The following is a 20,329-nucleotide window of genomic DNA, read 5'->3' as shown; positions in this document are numbered from 1 at the left end:
ATGAACAATCAGGAAATCGGCGCTTGCATGACCATTAAGCTCGACGCTGTGCTCCCCGAGTATCCGAAATTCGATCCGAAGCTCCGTCGTGCACCGCGGCGCGACCTCGAGCTCTCCGACCACGAGATGAAGCTCGCGCTGAAAAACGCGCTCCGCTATGTTCCGGAAGAGCTCCACGAGGCGCTTGCGGACGAATTCATGGAGGAGCTTTTAACCCACGGCAGAATCTACGGTTACCGCTTCATGCCGAAGGAGCCCTTACACGGCAAGCCGATCGACGAGTACCGCGGCAACTGCCTGCAGGGCAAAGCCTTCCAGGTCATGATCGACAATAACTTAAGCCCCGAGATTGCGCTCTATCCCTACGAGCTCGTGACCTACGGCGAAACCGGTTCGGTATGCCAGAACTGGATGCAGTATCAGCTCTTAAAGAAGTACCTGGAGGCGCTGACCGACGAGCAGACCTTAGTCGTGATGTCCGGCCACCCGCTGGGTCTCTTCCACTCCCACAAGCAGGCGCCGCGCGTCATCATCACAAACGGTCTCCTGGTCGGCGAGGCGGATAACTTAAAGGATTGGACCCGCATCACCGCGATGGGCTGCTCGAGCTACGGCCAGATGACCGCGGGCGGCTGGATGTACATCGGACCGCAGGGCATCGTCCACGGCACCTTCAACACCATCCTGAACGCGGGCAGAAAGTATCTCGGTGTCCCGGCAAACGGCGATCTCGCAGGCCACCTCTTCGTGACCAGCGGTCTCGGCGGCATGAGCGGCGCGCAGCCGAAGGCAGTCGAGATTGCGGGCGGCGTCGGCATTGTGGCCGAGGTCGATTACTCCCGCATTGAGACCAGACACAGCCAGGGCTGGGTTTCCAAGGTCGCGGAGACGCCCGAGGAAGCCTTCAGCTTTGCACACGAATCCCTAGAGAAGAAGGAGCCCATGTCCATTGCCTTCCACGGCAACATTGTGGATCTCCTGCAGTACGCGGTCGATCACGACGAGAAGATCGAGCTTCTCTCCGACCAGACCTCCTGCCACGTTCCCTACGACGGCGGCTACTGCCCGCAGGGCGTGAGTTTCGAAGAGAGAACCCGCCTCCTCGCAGAGGACAGAGAAAAGTTTATCAAGCTGGTCGATGAGACCCTCACGAAGCACTTCCACCTCATTCAGAAGCTCGTGGAGCGCGGCTCCTACTTCTTTGACTACGGCAACTCCTTCATGAAGGCCATCTTTGACGCGGGCAATCCGGAAATCGCGAAGAACAAGCGCGACACGACCGAGGGCTTCATCTTCCCGTCCTATGTCGAGGATATCATGGGCCCGATGCTCTTTGACTACGGCTACGGTCCCTTCCGCTGGTGCTGCCTCTCCGGCAAGCACGAGGATCTCTTAAAGACCGACCACGCGGCCATGGAAATCATAGACCCGAACCGCCGCTTCCAGGACAGAGACAACTGGGTCTGGATTCGCGACGCGGACAAGAATAAGCTGGTGGTGGGCACCGAGTGCCGCATTCTCTATCAGGATGCGCTCGGCAGAAGAGACATTGCCCTCAAGTTCAACGACATGGTGCGGAAGGGCGAAATCGGACCGGTCATGCTGGGACGCGACCACCACGACACCGGCGGCACGGATTCTCCCTACCGCGAGACTTCCAATATCTACGACGGCTCGCAGTTCACGGCCGACATGGCAACCCACTGCTTCGCCGGCAACGCGGCGCGCGGCATGAGCCTGATTGCGCTTCACAACGGCGGCGGCGTGGGCATCGGCAAGGCGATCAACGGCGGCTTCGGCCTGGTTCTCGACGGCAGCGAGCTCACGGATCAGATTATCCGCGAGTCGATTCCGTGGGATACCATGGTCGGTGTGTCCCGCAGAAACTGGGCGCGGAACGAGCACTCGATCGAGACCGTTGCGGCTTACAACGAGAAGTTTAAGGACAGCGATCACATCACCATGCCCTATATTGCGAGCGACAGCCTTGTCGAGCAGGCATTCCGGCGCGCAACCGAAAAGCACTGATTTTCACTGCGGCGCAGTTCCCCTGCGCCGCGGTTTTTCTTTGACAGGACTACGACTTTTGAGGAGGTAAACACAGTATGAAGCGAACTTACATCCGCCGCGCGGCGGAGCTTGTGACCTGCAGCGGTGACAAGGCAAAGCACGGCAGCGAGATGAAAGAAGTCGGCATCATCAAAAACGGCGCTGTCTTAATCGAGGACGGCCGCATTGTCCTGGTCGGCACGACCGAGGAACTGGACAAGGAGGTTGACTTCCATACGGCAGAGCTCATCGATGCGGACGGACAGGCCGTACTCCCGGGCTTTGTGGACTCCCACACCCATTTTGTCTTCGGCGGCTACCGCGCCGACGAATTCGGCTGGCGCTTGCAGGGCGAGAGCTATCTCTCCATCATGGAAAAGGGCGGCGGCATCAACGCAACCGTGACCCCGACCCGCGCGGCGACACTCGAGGAACTGGTCGAAGTGGGACGTGAGCGCCTTGACACCATGCTCCGCCTCGGGGTGACCACGGTCGAGGGCAAGAGCGGCTACGGCATGGATAAGGACACCGAGATTCGCATGCTCCGCGCGATGAAGGTACTGGACGAAAGCCACCCGGTCGATGTGGTGCGCACCTTTTTGGGGCCGCACAGCGTGCTGCCCGAGTGGAAGGGCAAGGAGCGCGAATTCCTCGATTACATGCTGACCGAGGTCATGCCGGAGGTCAAAAAAGAAGATCTTGCGGAATTCGCGGACATCTTCACCGAGACCGGCGTCTTTAACATCGAGGACTCCACGCACTACCTGCAGGAGGCGAAAAAGCTCGGCTTCCGCCTGAAAGTCCACGCGGACGAAATTGCGCCGAACTTCGGCGGCGCTGAGATGGCGGTGCGCTGCGGCGCGCACTCCGCGGACCATCTCTTAAAGGCCTCCGATGAGGGTATACGCCTTCTCGCCGAGGGCAACACGATCGCAACCCTTCTGCCGCTCACGGCCTTCTGCTTAAAGGAGCCCTATGCGCCCGCGCGGAAGATGATAGATGCGGGCTGCGCGGTCGCGCTCGCGTCCGATTTGAACCCCGGCAGCTGCTTCAGCAACTCGATTCCGCTCCTCATTGCGCTCGGCTGCATCTACATGGGCATGCGAATCGAAGAGGTGGTCACGGCGCTCACCTTAAACGGTGCCGCGGCAGTCGGCAGAGAGAAAGAAATCGGCAGCATAGACCCGGGTAAGCAGGCGGACCTCATCTTCCTCCGCTATCCCTCGATTCAGTTCCTGCCCTACCGGACCGGCGTGAACATCGTGTCCCGCGTCATGAAGCGCGGCAAAATGTTGTTCTGAGTCCAAAGATCGAGATGAGTTTCTGACGTTTTCTTACGTTTCTCTGTGCTTTATTGTTTTTTTCTACCGGAATGATATGCTCAAGTTATAGATTCCAGCTTGCGGTTTTTGCGCTCAATCTTTCGGAAGGAGGAAAGCTATGAATACTGCCGGTCAGAAAAAGCTCTGCTTCATCGCGTTTCGCTTGTATGTCGTCTCGATTGTCACCGCCTTTTGTCTGTCCTTTGTGCCTATGGACCCCCTGCTTCGCATCGGCCTAAAGGTACTCCTGCTCTTCCTTGCGCTCTTCTTCTACGCCCTGCATGCAAAGAACAACGAGAACCATGCCTATCTGGATCCGAAGGCGCTCCGCGCTGCGGGCGGCCCGCGCTATGCCTTCTACTTTCTGGTGACACGCATCCTGCCCGCCTACTATTTGTTCCGTCTCATCTTAATTCTCGTCTTTATGAAGGTCGAGACGGTCTACGAATAAGCCCGCGGAAAAGCGGCTTGTTCTTTCCATCCCTTTTCGGTATACTTTTACTGACAAAATAAAGGGGGAAAGATACCTTGCTGATTTCACGGGAACTTGACTACGCGCTCCGCATCCTGCGCGGCCTCGGCGACGGGGATATGCACACCATGCGCGCACTCTGCGAAGACGAGCTGATTCCGCAAAAGTTCGCCTATAAAATCATACGGAAGCTGGCTGCGGCCGACTTTATCACCGCGGTTCGCGGTGTCGGCGGCGGCGTGCGCCTCACAGCGGATTTATCCGCTCTTACGCTCTATGACCTCCTGAAAGTCTTTCAGCCGGACGAGCGCGTGAACCACTGTACCTCCGGCGGCTACTGCTGCGAGTGGATGGAGGCGACACAGAAACCGTGTGAGACCCGCGCCTACTTGACGGATCTGGAGGCGAGACTGGACCGCGAATTAAAGCGGGACTCGCTCGCGACCATGCTCTTCGGAAAACAATAAGCGGTAACGCTTTCCGCAAAAATAAGCTGCGGGACGAACATTTCGTCCCGCAGCTCTTTTGTTGTATCTGTTTGTCTGCACCCAGCTTACGGCGCCGTTGTCTCGCCCTCGTTTTGGGTATTGACGTTCTCGAGCACTGCGTCTTTTAAGACAGCGTACTTGTACTCGCCCTCTTTGTAGACATCAAAGCGCCCGCGCACGGTGATTTCCGAGCCCTCCGGCGGGTAGTCGTCCGGGAAGCGGTAATTGTCCGCAAGCTTGAACTCGATTCCCTGCGCACAGCAGGCGGTCGCGTCCTGCACGATACAGGAATAATAGTCCGAGTCCTTGGTTTCGTCGTGATAAATCGCCACAAGCCCCTTCATCCGTATGGTCTTCCCCATGCAACTGTCGGGGTTCACCATGATGTTATAGACCTCCGAGAAGACCATGGTCGCGCTCAGCTTCGTGAGGTCGATGTCCGTGCCGTCCGCGCCCTTTAAGTCGACCGATGCCTCACTGCTCTCCTCGACCACGCGGCTCGCCGCGGTGATATCGACCGTTTCCTGCGAAGCGCCCGTCTCTGAACTCTCCGCTTTTTGGCTCTCCGCCGCCTGCTGCCCGGACTCGAGCACCTCATTCACACCCTTGGCCTGACTGCCGCCGCGGCTCTTTGCGCCGTCCGCGCCGCCGCAGGCGCTGAGCAAAAGTCCTAACGCCAGCGCTGCCGTGAGCACATAGTTTCTGTTTCTCATGCTGTCTTCCTCCGCTGTACCGCCGCAATCAGGGAACAAAGCCCGAATGCGATTGCATCCGCCGCGACGATGGTCGAGCCGACCGGCGTTCCCGCGAGTATGGATGCGAGGATGCCGAGCAGCGCACAAGTCACCGAGAGCAGCGCGGAACAAATGGTAACACTCTTAAAGTTGTGGAACAGCCGCATTGCCGAGAGCGCCGGGAAAATGACCAGCGCCGAAATAAGCAGCGATCCCACCAAATTCATGGCGAGTACGATGATGACCGCGACCGTAATCGCAATCAGTAGATTATAGCGATCCGCATCGGTCCCCGAGGCGCGCGCAAAATTCTCGTCGAAGGTCACCGCAAAAATCTTTTGGTAATAGACAATAAAGAGGCAGACCACCAAAAACGAGAGCAAGGCGCAGAGCATCACCTCGCGGCTTGTCAGCGTCAAAATCGAGGTGGAACCGAAAAGGGTAGAGCAGACATCGCCCGAGAGATTCGCCGAAGTCGAGAACACGTTCATGACCAGATAGCCGAAGGCCAGAGCGCCGACCGAGAGCATGGCAATGGCCGCATCGCCCTTGATTTTACTGTTCTGGCCCGTGCGGAGCAGAAGCACGGCACAGAGTATCGTGACCGGCAAAATGAGAACCATCTGGTTTGTGAGCTTTAGCACCGAGGCCACGGACATCGCGCCGAAGGCCACATGAGAAAGGCCGTCGCCGATGTAGGAGTAGCGCTTTAAGACCAGGGTCACCCCGAGCAGAGAGGAACTCAGCGCAATCAACACGCCGACAACGAGGGCATAGCGCACAAAGGGGTACTGCAGATAAAAGAGAATTTTTTCTATCATTGCCATCATGCGTTCACACTCTCTTCCTGTAAAAACCACTCGCCGAGCCGGGAGTTCTTATATTGCTCCTTCGTGCCGAAGAACACCTTCTTGCCGATGTGCAGGATGTGCGTCGCGCAGTTGACCGCCGCCGCAATGTCGTGAGAAATCATAATGATGGTAATGCCCTCATCGTTCAGGCCCTGAATCAGCTGATACATATCCGCCGTGACCTTCGGGTCCAGACCCGAGACCGGCTCATCGAGGAGCAGCATTTTCTCGGTCGCACAGAGCGCCCGCGCAAGCAGCACGCGCTGCTGCTGTCCGCCCGAGAGTTCCCGGTAGCAGCGCTTCCGGAATTCCGTAATGCCCATGCGCTCCATATTCTTCTCTGCGCTCTCCCTGTCGACCCGCCGATAAAAGGGGAGGAGGCCCGTTCTGCCCTGCCGGCCGGAGAGCACAATCTCCTCGACCGAAGCCGGGAAATCGCGCTGCACCACGGTTTGCTGCGGCAGATAGCCGATCTCATTGGCGCGGAGGCCTTCGCCCCGCTCCACCGTTCCGGCGAGCGGGGGCTGCAGCCCCAGTATGGTTTTCATCAAAGTACTTTTGCCCGAGCCGTTTTCCCCCACAATGCAGAGGTAATCCCCCGCATTGACTTCAAAACTCAAGTGTTCCAGGATGCTTTTTTGGTCATAGCCGAGTGTCAAGTCCCGGCAGAGAAGCTGTGCCATATGTTACCTTTCTGTTGGGGGCGCAAGCGCCCTCTGTCTGTATCTCTTACTGCAGCGCCTTTTTCAGAACTTCGAGGTTCTGCTGCATGACGCCGAGGTAGGTCTCGCCCGCCTCAATGTCCTTCGAGGTGACGGACTGCATCGAATTCAGGGCGAGCACATCCTGATTCTTGTCCTTCGTGTTCTCGATGATGGTCGCCGCAATCTTCTTGTCCGGTCCCTCAATCGTCATGACGTGCTTAAGGCCGAGCTCATCCATCTTCTTTGCGAGGAAGGAGACGGTCTCAAAGCTCGCCTCGGTCTCCGCCGAGCAACCCACAAAGGCCGCATAGTATTTAAGACCGTAGTCGTCGACCAGATAGCGGAAGGGGAAGCGATCACCGAAGAGCAGGGTCTTATTGCCCGCGGCATTAATCGTCTGCTGATACTGCTGATCCAGCGCATCGAGCTCACCCTCGTACTTCTTTAAGTTCGCATCGTAGACCGATGCATTTGCGCTGTCAAGACTCTTTAAGTCCTCGGCAATGGTCTCGCAGAGCTCTCTCGCATTGCGAAGCGAAAGCCAAACGTGCTCATCGTACTCCGGTCCTTCTTCCTCCTCGGCCTCGGAGCTCTCACCGGCCGCCGCACTTTCACCCGCAGCCGTGCTCTCGTGCTCCTCTTCCTCTGCCTGCATGCCCTCGACCACTTCTTCTTCCTTCGTGTTGTTGCCGAGCGCCTCAAGGAGGTTAATGACTTTGCGGTCCGGATTCTTTCCTTCTTTCAGGGCATCCTGCACCCAGCCGTCCGACTCTCCGCCCACATAGATAAAGAGATCGCACTCCGAAATCTTTGCGATATCGTCGGCAGTCGGCTGATAGCTGTGCAAATCAACGCCGTTGTCGAGGAGCAGCGTGAGGTCTGCGTTCTTTGCCTCGTCGCCGAGAATCTGCCGCACCCAGTCATACTCCGGGAAAATGGTCGCTACGATTTTTAAGTGCTTTCCGCTTGCCGCTGCACTGCTCTCCGCACTGCTTGCCGCAGTTGTCTCCGCCTTCTTTTCACCCTGTGCGCAACCCGCCAAGGTGCCGATTGCCAGCACCGCCGCAGTTGCCATTGCCATCCAACGTTTGAATTTCATGTCTCTCCTCCTTATGTTATAATGCCGACAAACTCGAGCCGCAGTTTCACTAGCAGGAACGGCGGCATGTGACCCGAGAGGGCCACTGCCGCCGACTGTGCACTTCGAATTTGAAAGCTCGTTTTATTTTATGACGTTATCTCTGCTTTGTCAAGCACCGGGAAAGGATTGCCATGCATTTCCATCTGAACGATATCCGCAGCGCGCTGCAACGCAGCCCTGCGCCGCACAAAAAAGAACGCGAGGCCGCCGTCCTCCTTCCCCTCATCGAAAGAAAAGGAGAACTCTTTATCCTCTTTGAGCGCCGCGCCCTCTCGCTCCGCCACCAGCCCGGCGACATTGCGCTTCCGGGCGGCGGCATCGAGGAAGGCGAGACGGCGCTCGAAGCCGCTCTCCGTGAAGCACGGGAAGAACTCTTACTCGAGGAAGCTCAGCTCTCCCTGCTCGGTGAAATCGGCATTGTGAGCGGTCCCTCCGGACAGAAGATCTACGCCTTTGCGGCGGAACTGAAGGACTACCGCGGCAGCTTTTCCCCCGCCGAGGTGGATCGGGTCTTCACCCTGCCGCTCTCTTTTTTCCTGACCCACCGCGCCGAACACTATAAGGGGAGTTTTGTTGCCCGTCCGATTGAAAACTTTCCCTATGACAGAATCGAGGGCGGCAGGAACTACCCCTTTGCCGTCCGCGAGTACGATATTCCGCTCTACCCGGACACCGAGCCCTTAATCTGGGGCATGACCGCCAGGGTCCTGGACTGCTTTGTAAAGCGCCTGCTCGGCGGAGGTGCGCCGCTGTAAAGGTACGCAGAAAACGTATCGGCGCTTTTCCGCGTAGACAGCGGAAGCCTATCGCTGTCTACGCCCTATATCGCTTCATGACATCTCCCTTATTCCGATAGCCCAGCCTCTCTCTGCCTTTCCCCACAGCCACACATAACACAAGCTGCGGCAACAATCACGCTGCGCTGCTTTCCCCTTGTCTGTTTTGTCGCTCCGGATTTTTCATACAAACATATTTCGCCGCAAACAGACAGCACTCTGCATTCTGTTTTACCGCCCAAGGCAACGGCGCTTATCTCTCTTCTTCTCTCAGAATGCGGATAGGTATAAATTCTCCTTCTCCGGCGTCGCAAAGTTCTGTTCGAGCATGCGCACATGGGATAAGAACGCGGCATCCTCAAAATACTTGGCGCCCTGCTTGCAGCCCCGCACGCAGGCCTGACACTTAATGCAAATGCCCGGAACCTTCGAGGTGTCCGAGCTGTCAATCGATCCCATGGGACAGTGCGCCGCACAGGCGCCGCAGTGCAGGCACTTCGAAAGATCCGTGAGCGGCTTTGCCTTCAGGAATTTGGCGGGGGAACCGTCTTCCCCCTTCGGCACATAGTAGGGCGCCTCGGCATCGCCCGGCACGGCGAATGCAAGGGAAGCAGTCTCCAACGCCGCGCGCTCCGCAGTCTTCAATGCCTCCGCCGCGCGCGCCGCAAAGCTTTGAGCCGCCGCGAGTTCCTCGGCGCGCGGTCTCTCGGGGCAAATGCGGTCCGAAAACGCGTGGCGGCAGGCAAAGGCAGCTGCCGCAAGCGGCAGAAAACCGTTTGCCCGAAGCACGGACAAAAGCTCCGCAAGGCTGTTGTCGAAATTCCGGTTTCCGTAGGTCACAAACAGAAGAACAGGTGTATGCTCCCCGCGAAGCTTCTCCTGAAAATCCGGCAGTATCTTATTCGGGAGCTTGCCCGCATAGGTCGGGGAACCGATGATTAAGAGCTCATCGCTCGAAAAATGACGCACTTCTTCCCGCTCCCGGGGCAGGGTAAAGGAGCTTATTTCCGCGGGACAGGCCAGAGCCTCCGCCGCTCCCTCCGCCATGGCCCGCGCATACTTTGCCGTCCCGCCCGTCGGGCTGAAATACAAACTGTGAATCTCACGAATCTGCATGCATTTTTCCTCGCTTTCACCGTCAAAATGACTTTTCCTGCGTCCATTATACCATGTGCATCCCCGCAAGTTTTGCTTTTTCCGGCGGTAATTGTCTGAATATTGTCAGTCGATTCATTTTTTTCTGACTGTGTTACTCTATCTTTGGTACCGTCGTTTATTACAGGAAAGGAGAGCTCTTATGAAACTTCGCAGGCACTTTGTGCTCGCGGCGCTTGCCGCTGTCCTCTTGCTTGCAGGCATAGTTTTTCACACGCAGGTGCTCGGCTCAGGACAAGAAGTCTTCGATACGGATGACTATGCGGAAGAGGAGGAGGAAGAAGGGACACTCCCCGAAGGCTGGATTGAAATCGGAGACCATGAGTACATGAATCCGTCCACCGGAGAGTGGGCAAAGGTTCATGTCACCGAAGAAAACTAAGAAGCAGAGGCACAGACATGCCGCTTGCAGGAAGACGGACTTGATTCTGCTCGCGTTGCGAGGCTTTCTACCGACTCTTTTCTCCTATCACTCTGCATTGCCTGATTCAGATTCAAAAAAAGGGCGCCGGGGATTACCGGCGCCCTTTTGAGGGGGTAGGAGGATATATCCGAAATCTGTTTTACTTCGCCGCCGCAAAGCCTGCCTCGAGGTCTGCGAGGATATCGTCGATGTTCTCGATACCGATCGAGAGACGAATCGTGTTCTGCTGAATGCCCTGATCTGCGAGCTCAGCCTCATTCAGCTGCGAGTGGGTCGTGGTCGCCGGGTGAATCACCAGGCTCTTTGCGTCCGCGACGTTTGCGAGCAGGGAGAAGATCTTCAGGTTATCGATGAAGGCAAAGGCCTCCTTCTGTCCGCCCTTGATGTTGAAGGTGAAGATGGACGAGCCGCCGTTCGGGAAATACTTCTGATAGAGCGCGTGGTCCGGGTGATCTGCGAGGGACGGGTGGTTCACCTTCTCAACCTGCGGGTGCTTCTTCAGGAACTCAACGACCTTCAGCGCGTTCTCGACATGGCGCTCCACGCGGAGAGACAGGGTCTCGGTGCCCTGCAGGAGCAGGAAAGCGTTGAACGGGGAGATTGCGCCGCCCTCATCGCGGAGCAGGATTGCGCGAATGTAGGTCACGAAAGCCGCCGGGCCTGCGACATCCGCAAAGGATGCGCCGTGGTAGCTCGGGTTCGGATCCGCGATGTTCGGGAACTTGCCGCTCTTCTTCCAGTCGTAGCTGCCGCCGTCCACAATGATGCCGCCGAGCGTGGTGCCGTGACCGCCGATGAACTTCGTTGCGGAGTGAACCACAATGTCGGCGCCGTGCTCAAACGGACGGATCAGATAGGGCGTGCCGAAGGTGTTATCGGCAACGAGCGGAAGGCCGTGCTTGTGTGCGATTTCCGCAATCGCGTCGATGTCCGGGATATCGGAGTTCGGGTTGCCGAGGGTCTCAATGTAGACCGCCTTGGTGTTCGGGCGAATTGCGCCCTCAAGCTCCGCAAGATTGTGTGCGTCGACAAAGGTGGTCTCGACGCCGAACTGCTTCAGCGTGTGCGCGAGCAGGTTGTAGGTGCCGCCGTAGATGGTCTTCTGTGCGACAATGTGATCGCCCGCCTGTGCGAGTGCCTGGAAGGTGTAGGTGATTGCCGCCGCACCGGATGCGACCGCAAGTGCCGCGGAACCGCCCTCAAGCGCTGCGATTCTCTTCTCAAACACATCCTGGGTGGAGTTCGTGAGTCTGCCGTAGATGTTGCCGGCATCTCTCAGACCGAAACGGTCCGCCGCATGCTGCGCATTGCGGAACACATAGGAGGTCGTCTGGTAAATCGGGACGGCTCTCGCATCGGTTGCCGGATCCGGGTTCTCCTGGCCGACATGCAACTGAAGGGTCTCAAACCGGTATTTTCTCTGCTCGCTCATTTTTATTCCTCCGTGAACCCGAACCACTCGGGCTTTCTCTTTCTTTTAACGAGGGCTTCTTTTCTCTGTTTCTTCCCTCAAACTCAGTAGGTATGTTCGGATTATAGGGGATTCTCAGCGCGCTGTCAATTGTTCCGGCAGCAGACAATTTTTATACGGTGCTATAACTTGAGTTGATAGCTTTTCAGTCGAAGTTCAGCGCTTCGTGATGCGCTGCAAAAGGGCCACCGCGAGCATCATGACCGTTGCCGCGACAAAGAGACCGCCCATGCCCTTGCCCATAATTTCGAGTGCGATTTCCGCTGTATTCATCTCTTTCTCCTCTCTTCTCTTTAGAGATAACGGGACACAATGCTGATCACGAGGCCGCCCGCGATGACCGAAGCCACCTGGCCCGCGACATTGGTGCCGGCTGCCTGCATCAGAATGATATTGCCCTTGCTCTCCTCGTTCGCGAGCTTCTGCACGACACGGGAGGACATCGGGAAGGCCGAGATACCGCAGCCGCCGATCATCGGGTTGATGAGGGGCTTCTTCATGATTGCGAGCACCACATTGACAAGCTTTGCGAAGAGCACGCCCGCCATGGTGTCAAAGACGAAGGCAACAAGGCCAAGGCCGAGTATCATGAGTGTCTGCAGGTTCACAAACTGCTCCGCCTGCATGCTGAAGGAAATCGTGATGCCGAGGAGCAGCGTAATCAGATTGACCAGCTGATCCTGTGCGGTCTGGCTGAGCGTGTTGAGCACGCCGCACTCGCGGAGCAGGTTACCGAACATCAGAAAACCGACCAGAGCAACCGACTGCGGGGAGATGAAACCGACAATCATGGTGACCGCAATCGGGAAGGCAATGCGCGTGGACTTCGGAATTGCCTTCGCGTTATAGCTCATGCGGATCTGACGCTCTTTTTTCGTGGTGACCAGCTTGATCGCAAAGGGCTGGATAATCGGAACCAGCGCCATGTAGGAGTAAGCCGCAACCGCAATCGGACCGATGTACGAAGAGTTCAGAACCTGGGAGACCAGAATCGAGGTGGGGCCGTCCGCCGCACCGATGATGCCGATCGAAGCCGCATCCTTCAAATCAAAGCCGAGGAGCGTTGCCGCAAAGATGACCGCAAAAATGCCGAACTGCGCTGCCGCACCGAAGAGAAAATAGAAGGGCTGGCTTAAGAGCGGCCCGAAGTCAATCATCGCGCCGATGCCGATGAACAGTAAGAGCGGCATCATCTCCGAGGACTCAATGCCGACCTTATAGAGCCATTCGATGATACCCGCCGCGGGGACCTTGCCCTGCACAAGCTGATCCAAAACGCCGCTCATCGGCAGGTTTACCATAATTGCGCCGAAGCCCATGGGCAATAAGAGCGAGGGCTCATACTCCTTGTTGATCGCAAGCCAGATGAGGATGATGCCGACCGCATACATGACGCCCTGCTGCCAGGTGACAGCCCGAATGCCTTCCAGTAAAAAATCCATCTTTTCTTCTCCTTTTCCTGTTCTCGCTGTGCCGCAGAGCCAATAAAAAAAGACTCTTACCACAGCTTTGTTCTGTGGTAAGAGTCTTGCCATCGGTCTTTGCCTAGCCGGATTCGGACGCTCTCGCGTCGGGTATGTCGCCTCCGGTCGCCGTGCTCTGCACTGCCGGCTACTCCCTCTTACGGGAATATCATAAGTGCAGTGTCCTTGATTGTCAAGAAAAACCAAAGTTTAGAGCAGGCCCCAGAGGTTCTCCGTGACCTCCATGAGAAGCTCATTGATTTCAAAAAGATTTTCGTTTCCCTGTCCCGCTGCCGCGAGATGACTCGCCTCGTCGAGCAGGTCCACCGAGTCCTCCATGACCGCGAGTTCCTCTTCGGTGTGATCCGCCGCATTGAGATAGCGTTCCGACTCCGGGCATTCCTCAAACTTGTGCTCGCCGACATCCTTAATCTGCTTTAAGACCTCGCGCAGCTCTTTGATGTGTCCGATATCGCACATCGCACCGTTGTGTGCCGCTTCCGCAACCGCAAGTCGCTCTTCCTTTAACTCCAGAAGGAATCTCCGTAAACCATCTTTTTCTCTTCTGTGCATATGCTTCCTCCTGCCATACTCTATCGTCAATCCCGCACTGCGGGAGGGTTTCACTGCGCTTGCGACACTTATGTTTTTCTTATTTAACTTTATACCATCATAATACTCAAAGAAGGGGGCTTTTTCAAGGGGCTAATTTGAACGCCGGTTCCCAGTGAAAGCAAAGTCTTTTCCGGGTCTTTGGATGTGTAAAGCCAAGCGTGGTCGCCGCAAGGCAGAGCCCGCCGTAGGAAAAGAGACTCTCCTGCTCCGGGAAGCTCACGCCGTACTTCAAATCTCCGAGTATCGGCAAATTGCGCGCGGCAAACTGCAGGCGTATCTGGTGACGCCGCCCGGTCAGAAGTTCCGCCTCCACCTCCGTGACCTGCTTCCCTCCGATAAACTTGCTGCGGAGCACGCGGTAGTTAAGTCTTGCTTCCTTGGCGCCCGCGCTTCCCTTCGGCACGACGCGACTTATATTTTCCTTCTTGTCCTGCAAAATCCAGTCCGTAAAGCTTCCGCTCTTTTCCGCCGGCTTACCGAGTATCAGCGCGCGGTAGCGCTTCTCCGTCTTTTGTGCCTGCAGCTCTTTCGAGAGCGCCGCGGCCGCAGCGGGGGTCTTCCCGAAGAGCATGAGCCCTGCGACAGGCTTATCGAGGCGGCGTATGAGCCCCACATAGGGCATGCCCTTTTCAGTCCCCGCAAGATGCTTTCGCACCAGATTCACCATATCGGGCGCCAAGCCGCGCGCCTCTTCGCTCTCCACACCGGCGGGCTTTACCGCGACCAGCACTTCGGCATCTTCATAGATGATTTCCATCTTCTCCTCCCTTAACGAGATTACAAGGCTCTGTCAGCAGCGCTTCCTTGGCGGCACGACTCAGCTTCTTAATGGCCGCCTCCCGCCGCAGGGCCTCTCCCCTGCTCGCAAGTCGCTCCAGATACACCAGACGCAGCGGGCCTCGCGCCCGCGTATACTTCGCGCCTTTTCCGCTTCTGTGAGCGGCCAGGCGGCGCTCCATATCCACGGTATAACCGCAGTAATAACTCCCGTCACCGCAAAGGAGGAGGTAGACATAAGCTGTCTCCTCCCCCTCCGCAGCGCTCCCTGCGCCCTCAGGCACCTCGCTTTTCGCTCTCATCCTTGTTCTCCGCCAGTTCCCGCTGCAGTTCGTCGACCTGCTGTTGCAGAGTCTCGACCTTCTCCTGCAATTCTCCGAGATCCGCGCTGTAGGCATGCGCGGTCTTTTTCACCGACTTTCCGCCAACGCGCACCGGGCGGGCCGGAATACCGGCCGCCGTGGAATCCGCCTGCAAGGGCTTTAAAAGCACGGCGTTCGCCGCGATCTTGCAGTTATCGCCCACCTCAAAGGAGCCCAGTATCTTTGCGCCCGCGCCTATGGTCACATTGTTTCCTATGGTCGGGTGGCGCTTGCCCTTCTTGGTTCCCACACCGCCCAGGGTAACGCCCTGGTATATGGTGCAGTTATCGCCGACCTCCGCCGTCTCGCCGATCACAACGCCGGTTCCGTGGTCTATCAGGATGCCCTTGCCGAGCTTAGCCCCCGGATGAATTTCAATCAGCGTCATAAAACGCGACAGCTGGGAGATGAAGCGCGCAATGAAATAGTGCTTGCGCTTCCAGAACCAATGCGCAATGCGGTATGCAATCAGCGCATGCACGCCCTGGTACAGAAACAGTACCTCAAAAAAACTGCGCGCGGCCGGGTCTCTCTCTTGGGTTGCGCGGACATCCGCAATGATATCGCGAAGCAGCATAGATTACCTCTCCAATACCTGAAGTGCACGGAGTGCCTTGGCAACGCCGTCTGCACCGACGTTGTCCGTAATATAACTCGCGTACGCTTCCAATTCTCTGTCGTGTTCGCCCATCGCAATGCGATGCGCGGCCTTACTCTGAAACATCGTGAGATCATTCACACTGTCGCCGAACACATAGCAATCCTCCGGCGCAATCGAAAAGCGCTCCATCAGAAGATTCACGGCTTTTCCCTTGGTATAGCCCTTCGGCACAAACTCATAGAAGCCTCTGCCGCGCGCTATGCCCTCAAAGTCCGGTGTCGCACGGATCAGTGTCTCGATGCGGGGATCCCGTTTGCCGCCCGGCGTCGTCTGTACGCAGAACTTTTCAAACAGAAAGGACCTGTCCTCGAGTGCATTGACCTCTGTCTCCGCAAAACCGCTCACATACTTGAGCAGCTTTTCCATGAGCGCCTCATTTTCAAACGGACGGTCGGAGAAATAAATTGCCTCCTGCGCCTCCAGAATTGCATCCAGTTTAAGTTCCCGCAGCAGTTCACGGAGTTCCACGCCGCGTTCATGGGGGATGCGCTGTTCCAGAAGCACATTGCCGTCCGCAATGATCTCGGTCCCGCAGCCGCAAACGGCGCAGGAAATGCCGAAACGCTCCATCTCGTACTCAAGGAGACAGAGCGTCCGCCCGGAATTCAAATATACAAGATGTCCCGCCTCGCGCAGCGACCGAATTGCGGTCACCGCGCTCTGCGGGATCTCCTTGCTCTTGTCATCGACCAAAGTGCCGTCGACATCGAAGAAAAATAATTTTTGATTCATGCAATCGCTTACGGCTGTGCGGTGCTTTCCTCGGCTGCGCCGCTCTCCGCACCTGCCTCTGCCGCTGCGCTCTCCGCACCGGATTCCGCTGCCGCAGTCTCGGCACCGGCCTCTGCCGACGCGCTCGTCTCGGTCTCGCTCGCCTGCACCTTGTTTGCCTTGTCGAGGATGAAGTTTGCGACCTGGAGTTCTCTTGCCTGCAGATCCACCTGCTCCTGACCGAGAATCGAGACCAGCATATCCTTCGAATAGCCGTAGCTGTCCTCAAGCGCCTTGTAAGCCGCGTCGTCTAACTTGAGCTTTTCCTTCTTCGCAATCTCATCGACCATGAGCTTGACCTTCGCGACATTCTCGCCCGCCTCAAGCATCTGCTGGTCGTAGCTCTCCTGCGTCATCGAAGTCATCTGCAGGTAGCTCTCAAGCGTGAGACCGTACTGCGAGAGCTGCTTGTTCATGCGCTCCTTCTGTACCGCCGCCTCATAAGCCTTCGCCTCATCGTTGACTTCGAAAGTCGAGCTGTTCATGACGGCATCCAGACCTGCGGTGAGCTCCTGGTTGCGCTCGTTCTTCTCCTTCTGCGCAAGCAGCTGGCTCTTGATTTCCGCACGGTATGCATCGACCGTCGTCTGTGCGTTGTTCGTGGTCTTTGCAACCCACTCATCCGTCAATTCGGGCTGCGTCTTCTCCTGAACCGAGTTCACCGTGACATCGAAGGTGACCGACTGGCCCGCGAGTTCCGCTGCGTGATAGTCCGCCGGGAAGGTGAGGTTTAAGGTTCTCTTCTCGCCCTTCGTCGCGCCGATCAGGCCCTCTTCAAAGCCGTCGATAAAGCTGTGGCTGCCGAGCTCCAGATTCTGGCCTTGTGCCGTGCCGCCGTCAAACGCAACGCCGTCCTTCTTGCCCTCGTAGTCGATGTTGAGAACATCTCCTTCCGCCGCCGGACGATCCACCTCGGTGAGATTCTGGCTGTTCTCGAGCATGTTCTGAATGTAGCTCTCGACCTCTTCGTCGCTCACGCTGACTTCATGGGTCGTGATCTCGACTCCCTCGTACTTGCCGAGTTTTACGCTTCCGTAGCTCTTCGGCTCCTTCGGAAGATTGGAATCCGCAGATTCCGCTACCGTGCTCTTGCTCGCATCGCTCGCAGTCTTTGCCTCCTTCTTGCCGCAAGCGGCGAAGGAAAGTGCCATCGCTGCAAGGCCGGTCATCAGCAGCAGCTTTTTCGGTGAAAATCTCATTCTCATAACTCCTTTTTCTGATTCTTCCCCCGCGGGGCGGCGCTTAGACTTCCGGATAGAACGCCTTGAATGCGAGGTACATATTGTAAATATCCAACTTGCTCGTCACCTCAAAGGGCGAGTGCATCGAGAGCACCGCGACACCGAGGTCCACGACATCGACATTGAGGCGCGCCACATCGCCCGCGATTGTGCCGCCGCCGCCGAGGTCCAGCTTACCGAGCTCTCCGATTTGCCAGTATACCCCGTTCGCATCCATGATATCAATCACTTTTGCCATGAATTCCGCGCTCGCATCGCTTGCGCCGAACTTACCGCCGGAACCGGTGTACTTCGTGAGCACCACGCCGCGATTTAAGTAGCTCGAGTTCTTCGCCTCGAACGCATCCGCAAAGGTCGGGTCGTAAGCGCCGTTCACATCCGCCGAGAGGCAAGCCGAATGCGCGAGCACATCCTTGAGATCCACACCCTCCGCCTGTGCGAGGTAGCCGATGTAATCATAGAGGAAGTTCGACTCGGAGCCGGTGTTGCCGTTCGATCCGATTTCTTCCTTGTCGGTGAGTATCGTGACCGTTGTGTACTCCGGATTCTCGGTCGCAAGCTGCGCCATGAGCGCCGCATACGCGCAGACTCTGTCGTCCTGGCCGTAGCCGCCGACCAGCGAGCGGTCAAGGCCGATGTCGCGCGGCTTCGCAGCCGGCACAAACTCAATCTCCGCTCTCGCGAAATCGCGCTCGGTAATGCCGTACTTCTCATTCAGATAGCGGAGCACTTCCAGGCGGAACGGCTCCTTCACATCCTCGTCCGGGTAGGGCGTCGTGCCGAGCACTATGTTCAGCTCCTCGCCGCGAAGACCCTCGGAGAGCGGTCTCTGCATCTGCTGCTTTGAGAGGTGAATCAGGAGATCGGTGATGTAAAGCACCGGATCGCTCGGGTCCTCACCGATCGTAATCTCGACCGTGGTGCCGTCTTTCTTCACGACAACGCCGTGCATTGCGAGCGGCATGCTGCCCCACTGGTACTTCTTGATGCCGCCGTAGTAGTGGGTCTTAAAGAGTGCAATGTCATTCGACTCATAGAGCGGATTCGGTCTCAGGTCGATGCGCGGGGAGTCGATGTGCGCGCCGTTGATGCGCACGCCGTCCGCCAAAGATCTGGTGCCGAACACCGTGATTGCCATTGCCTTGCCGCGGTTGGTCGAGAAGACCTTGTCTCCCGCCTTATATTTCTTCTTGGAATCGAAACGCTCATAGCCGGCCTCTAAGAACATTTTCTCCGCGAACTTCACACATTCGCGCTCTGTCTTACAAGACCCGAGAAACTCCATATAGCCCTTTGCAAATTCGTACGCCTTCTCCCTCTGCTCCGGCGCCTTCTTTGCGATGTTCGGATACTCCCAGCAAAGTTCCTTCTCCAACTGCTTGCCCTTGCTCAGTTCCTTGTCTGCCATTTCGTGCTCCTTTCCGCTTCTTTGTTTATGATATGAAAAACCGACAGCATAAGCTGACGGTTTCTCATTTCGAAATAGGATACTATGACTTAAAGCTTGATGTTCTTCAGAAGATCACCGAGGTTCGTCGTAGCACGAGTCTTCTCCTCGTACTTAAAGCCTCCGGTCTCCTCCAAGGTGTTGTTTCTGCCGGTGAAGTGATCGTCCGGCTCCTCGAGTGCGCGCATGGAAAGAGAAATCTTGCCGTCGCCGATCTTGATGATCTTGACCTTGACCTCCTGGCCCTCCTTGAGGACATCCGCCGGCGTCTTGACTCTCTTTCTCGAAATCTGCGAAACGTGCAAAAGGCCCGTTGCGCCGTTCAGATCGATGAATGCGCCGTAGTCCTTCAGGGACTCGACCTTGCCGTCCACCACGTCGCCGACCTTGAGCTCGGCGAGGCGCGCAGCCTTCTCCTTTTCCTTCTCCTCCTGCTCGATTGCGCGGTGAGAAAGAACCAGGCGCTTCTTCTCCGCATCCGCCGTGATCACAATCACGTCGATGTGCTTGTTCTGGAAATCCTCGAGCTTCTCAACATAGCTCGAGGAAAGCTGGCTTGCCGGAATGAATGCGCGCGTGTCCTCAAGATACGCGATGCAGCCGCCCTTCACCACCTCGATGATCTTAACGTTGAACTGCTCCTTGCTCTCCACAAGGCTCTGAAGGCGCTCCCACTTGCCGCCGTCCTCGTTCTCAACCTTCTTTGCGGTCTTAAACGACTCGTTGATTTCCTGCTCGAAATCCTTCATGCTCTCTTCTGCCACTTTGTTACCTCCCCCGAATCCAGCCAAAAGGCCGTTATTTGCAATGAGTATAGCACATTATTCATCGCTCCGAAAGGTCTGATTATATTTGTCTTAATTTCCTCTTGACATTGCATACAAAACGAGTATACTAATAACAGTTCCTATTATTGTTGGAGGCATCTATGAAAATACGGAAGCACAGTCGACAGCGGGATGCCATCCTGAAGAATCTGTCCTCCCGTCTGGATCACCCGACGGCGGATATGATTTATCGGGATCTCCGCGAGGAGTACCCCCGCATCAGCCTCGGCACCGTCTACCGCAATCTGAACCTGCTTGCAGAACTGGGGCAGATTCGAAAGATTCACTGCGAAGGCGGCACAGAGCATTACGACTATGACACCTCCGACCACTGTCACTTTGTCTGCAAGCACTGCGGCGGTGTGGTCGATCTCCCCTTGGAGACCGATCACCAGCTGAATGCGCTCGCGGCAGAGACGGGAATCGGATCTGTTGAGTGCCACGCCCTCGTGTTTTACGGTATTTGCAGCAGCTGTCAGGCGGCTGCAAAGGGGACGGTCTCCCGGGAACAGGTAGCCGCGCCTCTCTGAGGACGCGCCGTCTCTTCCGCTTCGGCGGAAGAGATGCTTTTTGAAAAT

22 protein-coding genes are annotated in these 20,329 nt (G+C 56.8%); 7 read left to right on the top strand and 15 right to left on the bottom strand.

The features are described 5' to 3' along the window. From QU660_RS00500 to QU660_RS00485, 4 genes are all read left to right on the top strand, one after another. Entirely contained in the window at positions 1-2,028 is a 2,028-nt protein-coding gene (locus QU660_RS00500; RefSeq protein ID WP_304946401.1) for a urocanate hydratase, read from the top strand. A 77-nt stretch (positions 2,029-2,105) separates the two neighbouring features. After that, positions 2,106-3,350: an imidazolonepropionase gene (gene hutI, locus QU660_RS00495; protein ID WP_304946400.1), complete on the top strand. Its 1,245-nt coding sequence runs from the start codon at positions 2,106-2,108 to the stop codon at positions 3,348-3,350. A 139-nt stretch (positions 3,351-3,489) separates the two neighbouring features. After that, entirely contained in the window at positions 3,490-3,822 is a 333-nt protein-coding gene (locus tag QU660_RS00490; RefSeq protein ID WP_304946399.1) for a hypothetical protein, read from the top strand. Between the two features lie 77 nt (positions 3,823-3,899). Continuing rightward, on the top strand, positions 3,900-4,310 hold the full coding sequence (locus QU660_RS00485) for an RrF2 family transcriptional regulator (RefSeq protein WP_304946398.1): 411 nt from the start codon (positions 3,900-3,902) through the stop codon (positions 4,308-4,310). Positions 4,311-4,396: 86 nt separating this feature from the next. Here QU660_RS00485 and QU660_RS00480 read toward each other — a convergent pair whose 3' ends face one another. Genes QU660_RS00480 through QU660_RS00465 form a run of 4 tightly spaced genes read right to left on the bottom strand, consistent with a single transcriptional unit; the run spans position 4,397 to position 7,719 of the window. After that, a complete protein-coding gene (locus QU660_RS00480; RefSeq protein WP_304946397.1) occupies positions 4,397-5,044 on the bottom strand; it encodes a hypothetical protein in 648 nt (215 codons plus the stop codon). Then, complete coding sequence (locus QU660_RS00475; RefSeq protein ID WP_304946396.1) at positions 5,041-5,895, bottom strand: metal ABC transporter permease; 855 nt, start codon at positions 5,893-5,895, stop codon at positions 5,041-5,043. The genes QU660_RS00480 and QU660_RS00475 overlap by 4 nt, the downstream gene beginning before the upstream one ends. After that, entirely contained in the window at positions 5,892-6,599 is a 708-nt protein-coding gene (locus QU660_RS00470) for a metal ABC transporter ATP-binding protein (protein ID WP_304946395.1), read from the bottom strand. Before QU660_RS00470 ends, QU660_RS00475 begins: the two co-directional genes overlap by 4 nt. 46 nt (positions 6,600-6,645) lie before the next feature. Beyond that, positions 6,646-7,719: a metal ABC transporter substrate-binding protein gene (locus QU660_RS00465; protein WP_304946394.1), complete on the bottom strand. Its 1,074-nt coding sequence runs from the start codon at positions 7,717-7,719 to the stop codon at positions 6,646-6,648. Positions 7,720-7,892: 173 nt separating this feature from the next. On the opposite strand from QU660_RS00465, the gene QU660_RS00460 reads away from it, so the two are divergent. Next, the gene (locus QU660_RS00460) at positions 7,893-8,516 is read left to right on the top strand and encodes an NUDIX hydrolase (RefSeq protein WP_304946393.1); all 624 of its coding nucleotides are present in this window, start codon (positions 7,893-7,895) and stop codon (positions 8,514-8,516) included. Between the two features lie 291 nt (positions 8,517-8,807). Here QU660_RS00460 and QU660_RS00455 read toward each other — a convergent pair whose 3' ends face one another. Beyond that, positions 8,808-9,653: a 4Fe-4S binding protein gene (locus QU660_RS00455; protein ID WP_304946392.1), complete on the bottom strand. Its 846-nt coding sequence runs from the start codon at positions 9,651-9,653 to the stop codon at positions 8,808-8,810. 181 nt (positions 9,654-9,834) lie between these two features. Here QU660_RS00455 and QU660_RS00450 point away from each other — a divergent pair, with 181 nt between their 5' ends. Beyond that, on the top strand, positions 9,835-10,074 hold the full coding sequence (locus QU660_RS00450; RefSeq protein ID WP_304946391.1) for a hypothetical protein: 240 nt from the start codon (positions 9,835-9,837) through the stop codon (positions 10,072-10,074). A 181-nt stretch (positions 10,075-10,255) separates the two neighbouring features. Here the strand turns inward: QU660_RS00450 and QU660_RS00445 are convergent, their stop codons facing one another. The 10 genes from QU660_RS00445 to QU660_RS00400 all read right to left on the bottom strand — a co-directional run bounded on the left by QU660_RS00445 (position 10,256) and on the right by QU660_RS00400 (position 19,688). After that, positions 10,256-11,548 carry an O-acetylhomoserine aminocarboxypropyltransferase/cysteine synthase family protein gene (locus tag QU660_RS00445; protein ID WP_304946390.1) on the bottom strand — a complete coding sequence of 431 codons (1,293 nt, stop codon included), beginning with the start codon at positions 11,546-11,548 and terminating at the stop codon, positions 10,256-10,258. Positions 11,549-11,880: 332 nt separating this feature from the next. Beyond that, the gene (locus QU660_RS00440) at positions 11,881-13,029 is read right to left on the bottom strand and encodes a sodium ion-translocating decarboxylase subunit beta (protein ID WP_304946389.1); all 1,149 of its coding nucleotides are present in this window, start codon (positions 13,027-13,029) and stop codon (positions 11,881-11,883) included. A 231-nt stretch (positions 13,030-13,260) separates the two neighbouring features. Next, a complete protein-coding gene (locus tag QU660_RS00435; protein ID WP_304946388.1) occupies positions 13,261-13,623 on the bottom strand; it encodes a hypothetical protein in 363 nt (120 codons plus the stop codon). Positions 13,624-13,747: 124 nt separating this feature from the next. Then, positions 13,748-14,422, bottom strand: coding sequence for an RluA family pseudouridine synthase (locus tag QU660_RS00430; RefSeq protein ID WP_304946387.1), 675 nt, complete (start codon positions 14,420-14,422; stop codon positions 13,748-13,750). Further along, a complete protein-coding gene (locus tag QU660_RS00425; RefSeq protein ID WP_304946386.1) occupies positions 14,406-14,744 on the bottom strand; it encodes a GIY-YIG nuclease family protein in 339 nt (112 codons plus the stop codon). Before QU660_RS00425 ends, QU660_RS00430 begins: the two co-directional genes overlap by 17 nt. Then, positions 14,719-15,381 (bottom strand): serine O-acetyltransferase, encoded by a 663-nt coding sequence (gene cysE / locus QU660_RS00420; RefSeq protein ID WP_304946385.1) that lies wholly within the window; start codon positions 15,379-15,381, stop codon positions 14,719-14,721. The genes QU660_RS00425 and cysE overlap by 26 nt, the downstream gene beginning before the upstream one ends. Before the next feature lie 3 nt (positions 15,382-15,384). After that, entirely contained in the window at positions 15,385-16,197 is an 813-nt protein-coding gene (locus tag QU660_RS00415) for a Cof-type HAD-IIB family hydrolase (RefSeq protein WP_304946384.1), read from the bottom strand. Positions 16,198-16,205: 8 nt separating this feature from the next. Beyond that, complete coding sequence (tig, locus tag QU660_RS00410) at positions 16,206-17,441, bottom strand: trigger factor (RefSeq protein ID WP_304946383.1); 1,236 nt, start codon at positions 17,439-17,441, stop codon at positions 16,206-16,208. Positions 17,442-17,478: 37 nt separating this feature from the next. After that, the gene (locus QU660_RS00405) at positions 17,479-18,885 is read right to left on the bottom strand and encodes an aminopeptidase (RefSeq protein ID WP_304946382.1); all 1,407 of its coding nucleotides are present in this window, start codon (positions 18,883-18,885) and stop codon (positions 17,479-17,481) included. A gap of 89 nt (positions 18,886-18,974) precedes the next feature. Beyond that, entirely contained in the window at positions 18,975-19,688 is a 714-nt protein-coding gene (locus QU660_RS00400) for a S1 RNA-binding domain-containing protein (protein ID WP_304946381.1), read from the bottom strand. 164 nt (positions 19,689-19,852) lie between these two features. Here QU660_RS00400 and QU660_RS00395 point away from each other — a divergent pair, with 164 nt between their 5' ends. After that, positions 19,853-20,281: a Fur family transcriptional regulator gene (locus QU660_RS00395; protein WP_304946380.1), complete on the top strand. Its 429-nt coding sequence runs from the start codon at positions 19,853-19,855 to the stop codon at positions 20,279-20,281. Positions 20,282-20,329 lie beyond the last annotated feature (48 nt).

This window comes from Stomatobaculum sp. F0698 (genome assembly GCF_030644385.1).
GTDB lineage: Bacteria > Bacillota > Clostridia > Lachnospirales > Lachnospiraceae > Moryella.
The sequence above is the reverse complement of the archived record's forward strand: the minus strand, read 5'-3'. Positions and strand labels throughout refer to the sequence as shown.

What these genes read in the sequence shown, in the direction of transcription:
- QU660_RS00500 (WP_304946401.1), top strand. Translation starts at nt 1, where the DNA reads ATGAACAATCAGGAAATCGGCGCTTGCATGACCATTAAGCTCGACGCT.
- hutI (WP_304946400.1), top strand. Translation starts at nt 2,106, where the DNA reads ATGAAGCGAACTTACATCCGCCGCGCGGCGGAGCTTGTGACCTGCAGC.
- QU660_RS00490 (WP_304946399.1), top strand. Translation starts at nt 3,490, where the DNA reads ATGAATACTGCCGGTCAGAAAAAGCTCTGCTTCATCGCGTTTCGCTTG.
- QU660_RS00480 (WP_304946397.1), bottom strand. Translation starts at nt 5,044, where the DNA reads ATGAGAAACAGAAACTATGTGCTCACGGCAGCGCTGGCGTTAGGACTT.
- QU660_RS00475 (WP_304946396.1), bottom strand. Translation starts at nt 5,895, where the DNA reads ATGATGGCAATGATAGAAAAAATTCTCTTTTATCTGCAGTACCCCTTT.
- QU660_RS00470 (WP_304946395.1), bottom strand. Translation starts at nt 6,599, where the DNA reads ATGGCACAGCTTCTCTGCCGGGACTTGACACTCGGCTATGACCAAAAA.
- QU660_RS00465 (WP_304946394.1), bottom strand. Translation starts at nt 7,719, where the DNA reads ATGAAATTCAAACGTTGGATGGCAATGGCAACTGCGGCGGTGCTGGCA.
- QU660_RS00460 (WP_304946393.1), top strand. Translation starts at nt 7,893, where the DNA reads ATGCATTTCCATCTGAACGATATCCGCAGCGCGCTGCAACGCAGCCCT.
- QU660_RS00455 (WP_304946392.1), bottom strand. Translation starts at nt 9,653, where the DNA reads ATGCAGATTCGTGAGATTCACAGTTTGTATTTCAGCCCGACGGGCGGG.
- QU660_RS00450 (WP_304946391.1), top strand. Translation starts at nt 9,835, where the DNA reads ATGAAACTTCGCAGGCACTTTGTGCTCGCGGCGCTTGCCGCTGTCCTC.
- QU660_RS00445 (WP_304946390.1), bottom strand. Translation starts at nt 11,548, where the DNA reads ATGAGCGAGCAGAGAAAATACCGGTTTGAGACCCTTCAGTTGCATGTC.
- QU660_RS00440 (WP_304946389.1), bottom strand. Translation starts at nt 13,029, where the DNA reads ATGGATTTTTTACTGGAAGGCATTCGGGCTGTCACCTGGCAGCAGGGC.
- QU660_RS00435 (WP_304946388.1), bottom strand. Translation starts at nt 13,623, where the DNA reads ATGCACAGAAGAGAAAAAGATGGTTTACGGAGATTCCTTCTGGAGTTA.
- QU660_RS00430 (WP_304946387.1), bottom strand. Translation starts at nt 14,422, where the DNA reads ATGGAAATCATCTATGAAGATGCCGAAGTGCTGGTCGCGGTAAAGCCC.
- QU660_RS00425 (WP_304946386.1), bottom strand. Translation starts at nt 14,744, where the DNA reads ATGAGAGCGAAAAGCGAGGTGCCTGAGGGCGCAGGGAGCGCTGCGGAG.
- cysE (WP_304946385.1), bottom strand. Translation starts at nt 15,381, where the DNA reads ATGCTGCTTCGCGATATCATTGCGGATGTCCGCGCAACCCAAGAGAGA.
- QU660_RS00415 (WP_304946384.1), bottom strand. Translation starts at nt 16,197, where the DNA reads ATGAATCAAAAATTATTTTTCTTCGATGTCGACGGCACTTTGGTCGAT.
- tig (WP_304946383.1), bottom strand. Translation starts at nt 17,441, where the DNA reads ATGAGAATGAGATTTTCACCGAAAAAGCTGCTGCTGATGACCGGCCTT.
- QU660_RS00405 (WP_304946382.1), bottom strand. Translation starts at nt 18,885, where the DNA reads ATGGCAGACAAGGAACTGAGCAAGGGCAAGCAGTTGGAGAAGGAACTT.
- QU660_RS00395 (WP_304946380.1), top strand. Translation starts at nt 19,853, where the DNA reads ATGAAAATACGGAAGCACAGTCGACAGCGGGATGCCATCCTGAAGAAT.